Raw genomic sequence first — 12506 nt, 5'->3', positions numbered from 1 at the left:
TTGTTGGCTATGTGGACGGTTGAAGAGAAAGCGACGACATTCCCCGCAAGCTATCCGCACGCCGCAAAGGCAGCGCGTGGAGCGGGCGGTCCGGGTCGATGTCGGGAATGGCGCTGATGAGTGCCGCCGTGTAAGCGTGGCTGGGCATGGCGAAGACGTCCGCCGAACGGCCCTCTTCGACGATCTTGCCGTGATGCATCACCACCACGCGCTCGCAAAGATTGCGCACGATGGCCAAGTCGTGGGCGATGAAAAGCAGCGTCAGGTTCATCTTGCGCTGGAGGTCGCGGAACAGGTCCACGATCTGCGCCTGGATGGTGACGTCGAGGGCTGCCACGCACTCATCCGCGATGATCAGCTTGGGATCGACGGCGAGCGCGCGGGCGATGCCGGCGCGCTGGCACTGCCCGCCGCTCATGGAGCGCGGCTTGCGGGTGGCGAAGTCGCGGTCGAGCCCGACGAGATCGAGCAACTCGTCGATGCGCGCCTTGATTTGCGCGGGCTGCACCTTGTTCTGCACGCGCAGGACCTCGGCCAGCGTCTCGCCCACCGTCATGCGCGGGTTGAGCGCGTTGTACGGGTCTTGGAAAACCATTGCCGCGTCCGTGCGCAGCTTGGCAAGCGTCGCGTTGCGCTGCGTGGCGAGATTGCTGCCTTCGAACGCGACATGGCCCGACGCAATCGGGTTGAGGCCCAGAATGGCGCGCGCGAGCGTGCTCTTGCCGCTGCCGGATTCGCCAACGATGCCCACCGTCTCGCCCGGCATCACCCGCAGGCTGACGCCGTTGAGTGCATTGAAGACGCGCGGTTGGCCCGAAAACAGGCCGGCGCCCGACGGGAAGGAGACATGGAGGTCGTCCACTTCGAGGAGGGGGCGCAAGGGGGAGGCAGCTTTGGCTTCCGTTGTCGTGACTGGCGAAAGCCTCGCCGGGATCGACGGATGGCTGGCGATCAGTGCCTTGGTGTAGGCGTGGCCGGGAGCCGCCAGAAGCGCGCGCTTGGTGTTTTCCTCGACGACTCTCCCACCCCGCATCACCGCGATGCGGTCGCAGGTCTGGGCGACCACGCCGAGATCGTGAGTGATCAGGATGATTGACAGGCGCGTGCGGTCGCGGATTTCAGTGAGAAGGCGCAGGATCTGCGCCTGGATCGTCACGTCGAGCGCTGTGGTGGGCTCGTCGGCGATGAGGATGTCGGGCTGGCAACTCAGGGCCACACCGATCATCGCGCGCTGGCGCATGCCGCCCGAGAACTCGTGCGGATAGCTCAGATACTGCCGCTTCGGATCGGGAAAACCCACCTGCGCAAGGATTTCGAGCGCAGCCTCCCGCGCGGCGGCCTTGCCAAGCCCCTGATGGAAACGAATGCCTTCCGCAATCTGGTCGCCCACGCGCATCACGGGGTCGAGATGGCTGGTCGGGTTCTGGAAGATCATGCCGATGCGCCCACCGCGCACGGCGAGCATGTCCGCCTCACTGGCCTGGAGAAGGTCCTGGCCTTCGAGGAGCACCGTGCCGCTGTCGATGACAAGCGCGCGGGAAGGTAGGAGGCGCACCAATGACCGGCAGAACAGGCTCTTACCCGACCCGCTTTCGCCCACGAGACCGAGGATTTCGCCGCGCCCGAGATCGAGTGACACGCGGTCGAGCAGAAGTCGCGGCGCGGCCTCGCTACGTACCGAAACAGAGAGATCGCGGACCGAAAGCAGGGTCGAGCTCATTCGGCCACTCCGAGCCGCTGTCCGAGCCCGTCGCCCAGAAGGCTGAAGCCGAAGGCGAGTGCGACGATGGACAGGCCGGGAAAGAGCGTAACCCACCAGGCGGTCGTCACGAAAGGCTGGCCTTCGGCGACCATCACGCCCCATTCGGCGACCGGCGGCTGAACGCCCAAGCCCAGATAGGAGATGGCCGCACCGTTGAGCAGCACCAGCACCGCATCCGACATCACGAACACGACCGAGCCGGCAATGGCATTGGGCAGGAGATGGCGGAACATGATGCGGAGACGCCCGAAGCCGAGGCTGGTGGCTGCCACCGCATAGTCCTGCGTCTTGAGCACCAGGATCTGCGCGCGCACGAGCCGCGCATAGGAAACCCAGCCGACCAGTGCCATCGCGATATAGAAGCTCGAAAGGCCGGGCCCGAGGATCGCGATGATGGACAGCATCAAAACCAGAAACGGAAAGGCGAGGATGATGTCGATCAGGCGCATCAGAAGTGCATCGACCACGCCGCCGAAAAAGCCTGCGACCGTGCCTACCACCGTGCCGATCAAGAACGGAAAGACCACACCGAAGAAAGCCATCTGCAGATCGATCCGTGTACCCCAGATCACGCGCGAAAGGATGTCGCGCCCGAAATTGTCGGTGCCGAAGGGATGGAGGAGCGAAGGCGCGGCGAGGCGCGCGGCGGCGTCCTGCGCAATCGGATCATAGGGGGCGATGAGCGGGGCAAAGAGGGCCGCGAGCACGAAGAGTGCGAGAATAGCAGACCCTGCGGCGAGCGCGCCGTTGGTGCCAAACGCCTTGCTCCAGCCGGGCGTGAAGGCGGGGCGTGCCAAAACGCTCACAGCTTGATCCTCGGATCGGCGGCAACCGTCGCGAGGTCGGCGAGGAAGTTCACCAACACCGTGGCGCAGGCGAAGGCCATGGCAACGCCTTGCACCACCATGTAATCGCGCGAGAAGATGGCGCGCACCAGAAGCTGGCCCATGCCGGGAATGGCGAACACGCTTTCCACCACCACCGTGCCGCCGATCAGCCAGCCGATATTGACTGCCAGAAGGTTGATGGTCGGCACCAGCGAGTTGGGGAACACGTGACGCCAGAACACGATGCGCTCGGGCATGCCCCGTGCGCGGGCGGCCGTGGCGATATCGGACGACAGCATCGCGATCATCGAAACGCGCAGGCTGCGTGTCAACACGGCCGATAGCGACAGCGCGATGGTGAGGCTTGGCAGCGCGATATGGGCGAGCTTGTCGGCAAGCGTGTTGCCATAGCCCGAAACGGGAAAAAGCGAGAGCTGGACGCTGAGCACGATGATCAGCATCAGCCCGAGCCAAAAGGGCGGAAAGCCGATGCCGAGCGTGGACACGATGCGCACCGCCTGGTCGGCCGCCTTGCCCTGGTTGCGCGCCGCAAGGGCGGCCATGGGGACGGCGATCAGCACGGAAAGCACAACGCTTGCCAGCACCAGAACCAGCGTTGGCTCGACCCGCGTGCCGATCAGGCGCAGCACGTCGATCTTGTAAAGGATCGAACGGCCCATCTGGCCCTGGGCGAGGTTCCTGAGAAAATAGAAGTATTGCGCGATCAGCGGCTCATCGAGGCCGTATTGCGCGCGGATATTGGCAATCGCCGTGGGAGTCGCGCGGGTGCCGAGGATCACGCGCGCCGGATCGCCCGGGATCAGCCGCACCAGAATAAAGGTGATGACGCTGATGCCGAACAGAACAGGCAAGAACTGCAGCGGCCGTGTAAGAACGAACCTATAGCGATGCATCGGTGCGCGATCCGTTGGTCGGATTCTCGAGCGCTTCCTCTAACCTCATTTTGCGCCGTGCCGTTCGAGGAAGTCCAGCAGGATCGGATAGTAGACAGCCGGATTCTCGTAGAACGGCATATGGCTGGCGTTCGGAATGACGTGGAGTTCGGGCGAGGGTAGCGCGAGCTTCATGCGCAGCGCGCAGGCCGGCGTCAGTTCATCATGCTCGCCCACCGTGATTAGCACCGGCGTCGTGATCCGGTGAAGGTCGGGGACGCGGTTCCAGTCTTTCAGATTACCGATGTAGAGAAACTCGTTCGGCCCCTGCATGGTCGCATAAGGGCCCATGTTCCAGTCGTCGAGCGAGCGCTTCACGGGCGCGGGCCATTCGGGTAGCCGGCAGACATGGCGATAGTTTAAGATGGTGACCGCACCGAGGTATTCGGGGTGGTCGTAAGAGCCTTGCGCCTCGTGCTTCTGCATCATGGCGACAGTTTCGGGGCCGAGCGCCGCACGCAGGCGCTCGAGCTCTGAGGCCAGGTGAGGCATGTCCGCCACCGTGTCCTCAAGGATCAGCGTTCTGATGTTTTCGGGGTAGGCCAGAGCATAGTCGATGGCGAGCCAGCCGCCCCAAGAATGGCCGAGCAGGTGCACGCGACCCAGATCGAGCGCCTCTCGCACCGCTTCCGTTTCCTCGACATAGCGTTCGATGGTCCAGAGCGCGGGGTCGGAAGGCCGGTCGGATGCGCCTGTGCCGAGCTGGTCGAAGGCGACCACACGATAGCCTTTGTCGATGAGGCAGGAATGCGCCTCGCGCAGGTAGTCGCAGGGTAGGCCGGGTCCGCCGTTGAGGCAGAACACGGTCTCGATGCCTTCGCCGAACGAATAGGCGACGACTTTGAAGCCGTCGACGACGACCTCGATACGGTCACTGGGAGCGATCTCGCGCCACATGGTCCTTTGTCTCCGCAAAGGTTTCGCCGGCCCCTCGCCGGTTCAGCGAATTGTTAGACGATGAGGCTGTCCAATCCAGCTATAAGAAGTGATAGGGTGCGCCCGACTCTTCTGGCCTGACGTGTGAATGCTGGACGATTTCGACCATTTTCGCCGGCAGTTCGCCGGTGACACGACGCTCGACGCGACGATCGACCATGCGCATGACGCGATGCGGACGATCGGCTTCGAGGCACTGATCTACGACTACACGCCGGTGCGCGCCGACCCGCAAGGCGAGGTCGTCATCCCTTCGCTCCTGAAGTTGCGGAACGTGCCCGAGGACATGCATGAATACTGGTGTGAGCGCGGCTATTTCCGCTGTGACCCGGTGCAGATCGTGGCGACCCGCTCCTCTGCCCCCTTCTTCTGGGACTACGACCCGAGCGCCGACACGGCCATCGGCACGTTGCTCGATGACCGCACCGAGCCCGTTGCGCGCTATTTGCGCGAGCGCGACATGTCGATGGGCGTGACCGTGCCGATCCATCTGCCCCATGGCGGCTATGCGACGGTGACCGGCGTTCGCTTCGGCCGTCCGCGCGACTTCGCGCGTGCGGCCCTGCGCAATGTCGCGGATTTCGGGCTTCTCGCGCATGTCTTCCACGAGCATGCCTGGGCGCTGATCGATGCGCGGCTGAAAGGTGTGGCGGCGCTCAAGCTGACCGAGCGCGAGCGCGAATGTTTGCGCCATTCGGCGCACGGACTGTCCGCCAAGGAAATTTCGCGCCTGATCGAGCGCTCGGTGCCCACTGTCGTGATGCATCTCAACAGCGCCATGAAGAAGCTCGGCGCGCGCAACCGCACCCAAGCCGTGGTGCGCGCCGCCCGATACGGGTTGCTTGAAGCCGATCCCCTATAAGTTCTGATAGCTGCCGCCTCCGCTGCCTCTTCGCTAGGCTTTCCCGAAACAAGAGGGGATTTCGATCGATGACGCCGCCGCAGGAAGGCTTTCTACCGTTTCGCGATTACCGGACCTGGTATCGCATCACCGGTTCGCTCGAGTCGGGCAAGTTGCCGATGGTCGTCGCCCATGGCGGTCCCGGCTGCACGCATGACTATGTCGACAGCTTCAAGGATATCGCAGCCCTCGATGGTCGCGCGGTGATCCACTACGACCAGCTTGGCAACGGCAACTCGACGCGCCTGCCCGAAAAGGGCCCCGACTTCTGGACGGTGGCGCTCTTTCTGGAAGAGCTCGACGCGGTGCTTTCCCATCTCGCCATCCAGGACCGCTACGCGTTTCTCGGCCAGTCCTGGGGCGGCATGCTGGGCGCCGAACATGCCGTGCTCCGGCCAAAAGGTCTCAAAGCGCTGGTAATCGCCAACTCGCCCGCCAACATGCACACCTGGGTCAGCGAGGCCAACCGCCTGCGCCGCGACCTTCCTGCAGAAATCCAGGCCATTCTGCTTCGTCACGAGGAAGCCGGCACGCTCAGCGATCCCGAATACATCGCGGCCTCCCGCGTCTTCTACGACCGCCATGTCTGCCGCCTGACGCCCTGGCCGGCGGAGGTCGCACGCACCTTCGCGATCATGGACGAGGACAGCACCGTTTATCGCAACATGAACGGCCCGACCGAATTCCATGTCATCGGCACGATGAGAGACTGGACGATCGAGGATCGCCTTCATCTGATCGAGGCGCCGACGCTGCTGATCTCCGGTCGCCATGACGAGGCCACGCCCGAAGTGGTGCGGCCCTATCGGGAAAAAGTGCCCGACATCCGCGCGATCGTCTTCGAGAATTCCTCGCACATGCCTCATGTCGAGGAAAAGGATGCGTGTCTCGGAGCCGTGTCGGAATTCCTGCGGGTCTATGATTGACCGTCTGCCGGAGAGCCGTGCCGGTCCACGCGCTCATGCGGGACTACTCCAGTCTCAGTAGTCGTCGTCATAATAGCCATCGTCGTCCCAGTCGCGACGGTGATCGCGTCGGTCATAGTCGTAGTCGTCATCGCTGCGCTCGTAGCGTCTTTCGCGCTGGCGCTGCTCATACTGCTCCTGGTCCCGACGGGCCTGCTCGATACGCCGCTCTTCCTGCCGGCGCTCTTCCCTCCGCTGTGCTTCGCGACGCTCCTGCCTGTCGCGTTGCTCTTCGCGGTCGCGCCGCGCTTCGCGTTCACGCCGCTCCTGACGGTCACGATCCCTGTCGCGCTCGTTCTGGCGGTCGCGGTCGCGATCCCGGTCGTCGCGCCGCTCTTCCCTGTTGCGATACGTGCTGAGCGGCCTGTCCTGACAGACGGAGCCGCCGTCGCGCAACTGCCGCTTCACGCAGGGCTCGGCGGAAAGAGCGGGTAAGGCGGGCAGCATCAAGCCTGCCATGAGTGCGATAAGGCCGCGTTTCATGAGATGCCTCCAGAGGTCATTGCCCTGATATAGGGCGCGCGAACCTGAAGGGGGACTGAACGAAGTCGGCTCGCGTCACGCTCTTGCTGAACCGAGGCTTCGGTCACCGCCGAACCATTCGCCGCGTCGCGGTGCAGGATAGTTTTTGAGCCGTCCGCTCACCTTGGGCCGGACTATCCGGGTTGGCTTTCCCGTCACCATGGGTGGACAGGCCGGCTCCGCTTTGATCTGACAGGGCTCGGCCCAGACCCCCAACCCGCCAGGAGGACACCATGATCCGCAAGCTGCTTGTCGCCCTTTCCGCGACGTTGATCTCGGCCTCCACCCTTTCCCCCGCCTTGGCCTTCGATCCCGCCGATGCCGCGCGCATCAAGACGCTGGTCGACACCGGCATGCAATATTACTGGACCGGCGGCGACGTGAAGAAAGCGGAAGCCGAGGTCTTCAAGGGCATCACGCTTCACGGCCGCTATGATGTGGTGGAGCAGTCGTTCCGGGAGGCCGCCAAGCTCGCGCCCGAGCGGTTGGATTTCCTGTTTGCCGTGGCATCTTCCCAAATCCTGCAGAAGAAAACCGACGAGGCAGCGCAAACCTATCGCGCGATCCTCGCCAAGAATCCTAATTCCTTCGAGGCCCAGGCCTGGCTCGAAGCTTTGGCGCGCGTCGGCGAGGACGAGACGCTGGCGTCACTCTCCCACCAGTCGCTTGCCGGCCTCGACGCGAGCCGCGCCGAGACCTACCGGCGTCGCTTCGTGCGCGTCGAGCAGATCATGGCGGAGAAGCACAACATCGATGTTCCGGTCGTTCCCGGCAAAACCACGATCGTTGTGCTCGGCTATGCGCTGGCGAAGGACGGGACCGCCGAAAAGCCGCTTCTCGACCGCCTCGACCTGGGCCTTAAAGCAGCCCAGGCCAACCCAGAGGCCCGCGTGATGGTGACGGGCGGCCAGCCGCAGGTGGGTGTGACCGAGGGCGACGTGATGATGAAATGGCTGGTGGAGCGCGGTGTGGACCGTGACCGCATCATGATCGAGGACAAGTCCAAGGACACGGTCGGCAATGTGCTCAATGTCGCAAATCTCCTGCGCCGCCACACGGCCGACACCGTGATCCTCATCACCAGTTCCAGTCACATGCGCCGGGCCCGCGCCGTGCTCGAGGAAGCCCTCGATCAGGCCGGCATCGCCGCACCCGTCTTGTCTGTGGTAGCATTGGACGCACCGACCCTCGGAGAGGCGGCGAAGGTAACGCCCGACGAGCGCCTGGTGGTCTATCGCGACCTCATGCGCGTCTCTGGCATGTGGGCCTATCCCGGCCTTCAGCAGTGAGTTCGCGGGGGGCTGGCTTTATCCCCAGGCATTCGCGCAAGGCGTAGAGTGGATCGATGAAGCCGAGCGCGGAAGGTGCCAGATCCGACGGCAAGGTGAGGGCTTCTCGAGCCGAGCCCTTGGCCGTCGGATAAGCTGCCGCCTCCACCGATCCGTGTATCGATGCGAATGGCAGAAGATGTGCCAACGCATGTTGACGGCGCAGCCGAGTTGAGGCTACAGAAGCGCGCGTCCAAGGACGTTCGCCCGCAAGCTGGCCACCAAGCGCGACCTCAACCACCGCGTCTTCCCGGTTTCGCGAACGTTACCAAGGCTTGGAGAGGTGGCTGAGTGGTTGAAAGCACCGCACTCGAAATGCGGCATACTCGCAAGGGTATCGGGGGTTCGAATCCCTCCCTCTCCGCCATTTCCAAGATGCAACAGGCGCAAACGCCGCATTCTTGGGAGTGGGCCGGCTTCAGTTGCACACTTCTACGCACAATCGAGCAGACGCTAGGCTTCTCTGTATCTGGCTCTCCCGTGGCGCGAAGAAATCTTCGTTTCGCCTGACAAATGTAAGTGCGCGCTTATAAATCTGGGGAAAGCATCCGAGAGCTTGGCCAAGGTCCCCCTCCCCAAGCAGCTCAGCGCTCCGGCGCCCATTGAGACTCTACCCCCCACGGAGCGGTGCCGGTCGCTGAGCACTCAATTGAGATGGAAAGGACAGGGGCGATGTTCGGGGGTCCGTCGCCCCAGTCGGCCCGGCACCATCTGCCCGATGTGCCGGGCCGCTTTATGCGACTGCCCCGAACGGAACCCAATCGCAGTTCTCAGGCATATCGCCCTCGTCCCACTCGTACCCGTTGGGCTCTAGGTCTGGGTCGGCATGGAGGCGGTCGAGAATGGCAATCAGCCGCTCAACCTCGTTCTCTATGGCTGCACGGTAGGCGCGCTGTTCGTTGGCGTAAGGCGAAATCATGCCGCCGCCTCCGATGTATTCCTTGGCCGCACTTGCTGCTCGATAACCGCGCCAAGAATAGCCGGCTCAGCCAGCCGCCCCAAGAAACCGACAATGGCGCGGGTCCAAGGCTCGCCCGCTTTGAAGCGGTCGGCCATTTCGCGAACAATCCAGCCCAGCGTCACCACGTTGCCGTTGGTTGGATGCTTGGCGAGGTAGGCCAGGTATTGAGACGCCAACTCCTCGCCCTTGCGGCAGTCCAAGGCGTAATCGCCGGTTATATCCGTTGACCACCATTCGATGCCGCCGCCGCCCTTCGTGGGTTCACGATGAACGTCCGCTCGTCCGATGGGTGCGGGCGCGGAGCGCGTGAGCGCTTAGCCTTCGCGGTGTTTGAAGTGCGGGGGTTTCTCAAAGGCCCCACTCCTTACCAGTTGTGGCGCGCACAACTTCCCGAACGATGCGGGTGAAATCAGCGATGCGGACAGCTTGGAAATCGAGGTCGGGGTAATCTTTCGCGTGTTCGCCCTTATCTATGCCCATATGCCGAACAGCTACTGCATAAGCCGCGAGCCCTTCCAACGTGGTCGGCGGCAGTTCTAGGGCGCGTTGGCCCAATGTGTTCAGTTGCACTTGCAGCAAGCCCGCCAGCTCAAAGGCTTGGTCGTAAGCAGCATATTCAGGAAGGGAATAGCCCTGGTCGGTTGCCCACATGTCGCGGCGCTTCCCCGCCTTGGTGCTGGCGTCATCCCACGCCGTCCACGTCGCGAGGCGGGCTCGGTCAACCTCAACAAACTGAGGGTAGAGCGCGGCCATCTTCTGACCGATGGCGATAAGCTTGGCGTCAGGGTGCCCCGAAAGCTCATGAAGGCTGGGAATAGGCAAGCCGCTGGCGCTTGCCGGAACGTGAGTGTTCGGCATCTGCATATCTCCGATGGTGAAAGGTGCCCTCCCGCCAATACGCGGCACACTTGGCGGGAGGGGTCGCGCTAGGACGCTGGCACGTCTTGCGCTGGGGAAGCGCTAGGCGCTGGCTCGGCTCTCGCCCGCCATGCGCTCACTCTGTGCAACAAGGTAGTGTATCTAGCGCTCTCGCCAGTCGCTCTCGGTGAAGGACACGTCGCGCGGTTCGTAATCGTAGCTCTCAAACAGCGCAGCCCGTGCCCAGATAGCGAGGCCTGTCAGCGTCGTGGGCGTGAGGCTGCGAATGCGGTTCGAGATATCAACCAACCGCTCGCAGGTGTCGTTCATCAACTCGCTGGCGGCGAAATAGCCCGTTTCGACGCCAATTTTGTGCGCGCGAGGCTCTGTTGGGTCGGTGAAAAGGTTCTGGTCCTCACAGGCCTTTCCCAATTCTTGAAAAGCAGACGACTCTTGGGTCGCCTGCCAAACAAAACGCCCGATCCGCTGGCGAGGGCGAGTTCCGCGACCCATTCTCTGGCAGCGAAGAGTGGTATGCTGCAGCTCCTACCGTGCAGGCGGCGGAGTAGTTGTCCGTGGCCGCAACCTTCTGCAAGGGAGTTGAGGGCGGCACGTCCACCGCCCTCTCAACGATCCCCCGATCAAACGTGGCTGTCTGTGCGCGCAGCGATCTGGGGCGGCACCAGTTCGTCCTCGACCAGGATGTCCTTCTTCTTCGCGAAGGCAACGAAGACGCCGCGTGCGGTCTCCGTATCGACGTCCCCGCACAGTGCCGCCTTGCAGGCGCGGATAGCGGCTTTCTGCTCAGGGCTGTTGCCGTTCCAATCCATCAGCATCTGGTAGGCGTCGATGACATTGTTCAGCTGTCTGGGAAAGCCAAGTCCCACCCAAACGCGGACGGGCTTTTCGAATGGTTTCGCGAACATAGTGACCTCCTTGGCTCTTGGGCCTCACATGTGGCCTGCGGGTTAGATAGGCGCCGCTTCACCGCGGCAGTCGCAGAATTTGTGAAGGGGATCGTCGGTCGTCAAGCGTCTCGAAGCCGGCAATGCGGGGAGGTGGCTTGATGAAAACCACCTCCACATCTCTCTCAGGCGCGGAGCTGTCTGCCAGCGCGCTCAGCGGTATCGATCACCACCGCATCCGGAAGATCATTGTTGTGTCGGAGGATGCCGGATGCGTCTGCGAAGAGCATGAAGGCCGAACGGGCCTCGTCGGCCGAGACCTCGCCATTCATGGCTTTGGAACATGCGCTGGAGGCTTTGATGAACAGCGGGCCTCGGCGGGCCGTGTTCCACTCATTCAGGAATTCGAATGCCTGACGGACGTTCGCGATGTCTTTTGGATAGCCGAATCCGACTAAGATCGAGATCGGTGTGTCGAATGCAAAGCAGTTCACGTTGGTAACCTCCCTGATTCTAACGCTGCGATTTTGTTAGCCTCGATGCGACGCCGCAATAACGTATGCGAATGCATCCTTGGCCCGGGCCAACGAGGGCTTGGAGGAGGCGTTCCATGCCGATCCTCGCCTTGACGTTGGCGGACAGACCGAGATCCGCTTCGCCGTCGACCGCAAGCGCATCTGCGAGATCATCAACACCAGCCGCGCGATCGTCGACAAGGACGGGCTCGAGCATGTGGTCAACGGCTACACGCGGACGAACGGCACGCGGCCTGGCCGAGAGGTCTATGACCGCACGATTACGATCCCTGAGACCGTGCCGCCGGGCAAGGCGTAGTACTACATTCGCCTGCGCTACGGCTGCAACGTTCTGAACTTCCGGGGGTGGCCTATCGTGGTCGAAAGCCCGCGTGTGCCGCTCACGGTTTGGCCGAAGGTGGACAAGGGCTGGGACTGCCGGCGAAGGTGGAGGCAGAGCCGGCAAGCTATGATGGGTGAAGGGCAGGGCGACAGGTCCGGTAAAAGAACTGGTCATTGTGGCTCGCGAGGCAGAGCAGACCTAAGGCCGTATTGTCGGGCATCATCACCAGGCGCATGCTGACTAAGTGGTTGAGCCGAAATGAGCACGCCACAAGGGGCTTCGAGGCCGCTGGGGGTTACTGCTTCGGAGCCCTTTCTTTGCAAGGCCCGGCGCCCGCGGATTTAACGGTCTGCTTGCTGACCTCTTGGCCTATCAACAGAGACTGATCTGTTCGAAGGGGAGCTATTGAGTTGGCAGCCAAGCCAAGCTCTGAATTTCGACTAGGCGCTCGTCACAGAACGCTTTTCGCGCGATGGCTCGATTACACCAACTCGATCGCTGAAGCCGACGATCCAGTTGTCATTTTTCGGAAAACCTACTTGAGCATGCTGCCAATTGGTTTGCTTGCCGCTGCACCAATCGTGGGAAATGGCGTAGGTATCTGGTGGGTGGCCGGCGGCGGCCACATCCTCCAGTTCGGCGCGTGCAGCCTTATCATTCTTGCAAACGTTATCAGGATCGCCGTGGCTGTTCACGACACGTGTTCCCGCGTGGAAAAGCTGAGGTCCGA

General features: G+C 62.7%; 16 protein-coding genes and 1 tRNA gene. 5 read left to right on the top strand and 12 right to left on the bottom strand.

The window, feature by feature from the left end:
- Window positions 1-7 precede the first annotated feature (7 nt).
- Genes NGM99_RS11055 through NGM99_RS11040 form a run of 4 tightly spaced genes read right to left on the bottom strand, consistent with a single transcriptional unit; the run spans window position 8 to window position 4439 of the window.
- Complete coding sequence (locus NGM99_RS11055) at window positions 8-1720, bottom strand: dipeptide ABC transporter ATP-binding protein (RefSeq protein WP_252818873.1); 1713 nt, start codon at window positions 1718-1720, stop codon at window positions 8-10.
- The gene (locus NGM99_RS11050) at window positions 1717-2568 is read right to left on the bottom strand and encodes an ABC transporter permease (protein WP_435371422.1); all 852 of its coding nucleotides are present in this window, start codon (window positions 2566-2568) and stop codon (window positions 1717-1719) included. The genes NGM99_RS11055 and NGM99_RS11050 overlap by 4 nt, the downstream gene beginning before the upstream one ends.
- Entirely contained in the window at window positions 2565-3503 is a 939-nt protein-coding gene (locus tag NGM99_RS11045; RefSeq protein ID WP_252818871.1) for an ABC transporter permease, read from the bottom strand. Before NGM99_RS11045 ends, NGM99_RS11050 begins: the two co-directional genes overlap by 4 nt.
- A 45-nt stretch (window positions 3504-3548) precedes the next feature.
- On the bottom strand, window positions 3549-4439 hold the full coding sequence (locus tag NGM99_RS11040) for a proline iminopeptidase-family hydrolase (protein WP_252818869.1): 891 nt from the start codon (window positions 4437-4439) through the stop codon (window positions 3549-3551).
- 127 nt (window positions 4440-4566) lie between these two features.
- Here NGM99_RS11040 and NGM99_RS11035 point away from each other — a divergent pair, with 127 nt between their 5' ends.
- Window positions 4567-5340, top strand: coding sequence for a helix-turn-helix transcriptional regulator (locus NGM99_RS11035; RefSeq protein ID WP_252818866.1), 774 nt, complete (start codon window positions 4567-4569; stop codon window positions 5338-5340).
- Between the two features lie 68 nt (window positions 5341-5408).
- Window positions 5409-6305 (top strand): proline iminopeptidase-family hydrolase, encoded by an 897-nt coding sequence (locus NGM99_RS11030; RefSeq protein WP_252818864.1) that lies wholly within the window; start codon window positions 5409-5411, stop codon window positions 6303-6305.
- Between the two features lie 54 nt (window positions 6306-6359).
- Here the strand turns inward: NGM99_RS11030 and NGM99_RS11025 are convergent, their stop codons facing one another.
- The gene (locus NGM99_RS11025; protein ID WP_252818862.1) at window positions 6360-6827 is read right to left on the bottom strand and encodes a hypothetical protein; all 468 of its coding nucleotides are present in this window, start codon (window positions 6825-6827) and stop codon (window positions 6360-6362) included.
- Between the two features lie 272 nt (window positions 6828-7099).
- Here NGM99_RS11025 and NGM99_RS11020 point away from each other — a divergent pair, with 272 nt between their 5' ends.
- Entirely contained in the window at window positions 7100-8155 is a 1056-nt protein-coding gene (locus tag NGM99_RS11020) for a YdcF family protein (protein WP_252818860.1), read from the top strand.
- A 316-nt stretch (window positions 8156-8471) separates the two neighbouring features.
- A tRNA-Ser gene (locus tag NGM99_RS11015) sits at window positions 8472-8561 on the top strand.
- Between the two features lie 366 nt (window positions 8562-8927).
- Here NGM99_RS11015 and NGM99_RS11010 read toward each other — a convergent pair.
- The 6 genes from NGM99_RS11010 to NGM99_RS21765 all read right to left on the bottom strand — a co-directional run bounded on the left by NGM99_RS11010 (window position 8928) and on the right by NGM99_RS21765 (window position 11412).
- The gene (locus NGM99_RS11010; RefSeq protein WP_252818858.1) at window positions 8928-9113 is read right to left on the bottom strand and encodes a hypothetical protein; all 186 of its coding nucleotides are present in this window, start codon (window positions 9111-9113) and stop codon (window positions 8928-8930) included.
- A complete protein-coding gene (locus NGM99_RS11005; RefSeq protein WP_252818856.1) occupies window positions 9110-9355 on the bottom strand; it encodes a hypothetical protein in 246 nt (81 codons plus the stop codon). The genes NGM99_RS11010 and NGM99_RS11005 overlap by 4 nt, the downstream gene beginning before the upstream one ends.
- A 148-nt stretch (window positions 9356-9503) precedes the next feature.
- Entirely contained in the window at window positions 9504-10013 is a 510-nt protein-coding gene (locus NGM99_RS11000) for a hypothetical protein (RefSeq protein WP_252818854.1), read from the bottom strand.
- A 162-nt stretch (window positions 10014-10175) separates the two neighbouring features.
- The gene (locus NGM99_RS10995; protein WP_252818852.1) at window positions 10176-10343 is read right to left on the bottom strand and encodes a hypothetical protein; all 168 of its coding nucleotides are present in this window, start codon (window positions 10341-10343) and stop codon (window positions 10176-10178) included.
- A 311-nt stretch (window positions 10344-10654) separates the two neighbouring features.
- Entirely contained in the window at window positions 10655-10939 is a 285-nt protein-coding gene (locus NGM99_RS10990; protein WP_252818850.1) for a DUF982 domain-containing protein, read from the bottom strand.
- Window positions 10940-11103: 164 nt separating this feature from the next.
- On the bottom strand, window positions 11104-11412 hold the full coding sequence (locus NGM99_RS21765; protein ID WP_353937405.1) for a DUF982 domain-containing protein: 309 nt from the start codon (window positions 11410-11412) through the stop codon (window positions 11104-11106).
- A gap of 79 nt (window positions 11413-11491) precedes the next feature.
- Between NGM99_RS21765 and NGM99_RS10980 the strand changes: the two genes are divergently transcribed.
- Entirely contained in the window at window positions 11492-11752 is a 261-nt protein-coding gene (locus NGM99_RS10980) for a hypothetical protein (RefSeq protein ID WP_252818846.1), read from the top strand.
- 464 nt (window positions 11753-12216) lie between these two features.
- Here the strand turns inward: NGM99_RS10980 and NGM99_RS10975 are convergent, their stop codons facing one another.
- Window positions 12217-12471, bottom strand: a complete 255-nt coding sequence (locus NGM99_RS10975) for a hypothetical protein (RefSeq protein ID WP_252818844.1) — start codon at window positions 12469-12471, stop codon at window positions 12217-12219.
- Between the last annotated feature and the right edge of the window lie 35 nt (window positions 12472-12506).

It is taken from the genome of Mesorhizobium liriopis (genome assembly GCF_024053505.1).
Taxonomy (GTDB): domain Bacteria; phylum Pseudomonadota; class Alphaproteobacteria; order Rhizobiales; family Rhizobiaceae; genus Mesorhizobium_B; species Mesorhizobium_B liriopis.
Note: the sequence above shows the minus strand (reverse complement) of the source record. Positions and strands in the feature narration are given on the sequence as shown.

Coding starts and splice junctions, on each gene's coding strand:
- NGM99_RS11030 (WP_252818864.1), top strand. CDS start 5,409: ATGACGCCGCCGCAGGAAGGCTTTCTACCGTTTCGCGATTACCGGACC.
- NGM99_RS11035 (WP_252818866.1), top strand. CDS start 4,567: ATGCTGGACGATTTCGACCATTTTCGCCGGCAGTTCGCCGGTGACACG.
- NGM99_RS11025 (WP_252818862.1), bottom strand. CDS start 6,827: ATGAAACGCGGCCTTATCGCACTCATGGCAGGCTTGATGCTGCCCGCC.
- NGM99_RS10995 (WP_252818852.1), bottom strand. CDS start 10,343: ATGAACGACACCTGCGAGCGGTTGGTTGATATCTCGAACCGCATTCGC.
- NGM99_RS11010 (WP_252818858.1), bottom strand. CDS start 9,113: ATGATTTCGCCTTACGCCAACGAACAGCGCGCCTACCGTGCAGCCATA.
- NGM99_RS10990 (WP_252818850.1), bottom strand. CDS start 10,939: ATGTTCGCGAAACCATTCGAAAAGCCCGTCCGCGTTTGGGTGGGACTT.
- NGM99_RS11020 (WP_252818860.1), top strand. CDS start 7,100: ATGATCCGCAAGCTGCTTGTCGCCCTTTCCGCGACGTTGATCTCGGCC.
- NGM99_RS11055 (WP_252818873.1), bottom strand. CDS start 1,720: ATGAGCTCGACCCTGCTTTCGGTCCGCGATCTCTCTGTTTCGGTACGT.
- NGM99_RS11045 (WP_252818871.1), bottom strand. CDS start 3,503: ATGCATCGCTATAGGTTCGTTCTTACACGGCCGCTGCAGTTCTTGCCT.
- NGM99_RS11040 (WP_252818869.1), bottom strand. CDS start 4,439: ATGTGGCGCGAGATCGCTCCCAGTGACCGTATCGAGGTCGTCGTCGAC.
- NGM99_RS11000 (WP_252818854.1), bottom strand. CDS start 10,013: ATGCCGAACACTCACGTTCCGGCAAGCGCCAGCGGCTTGCCTATTCCC.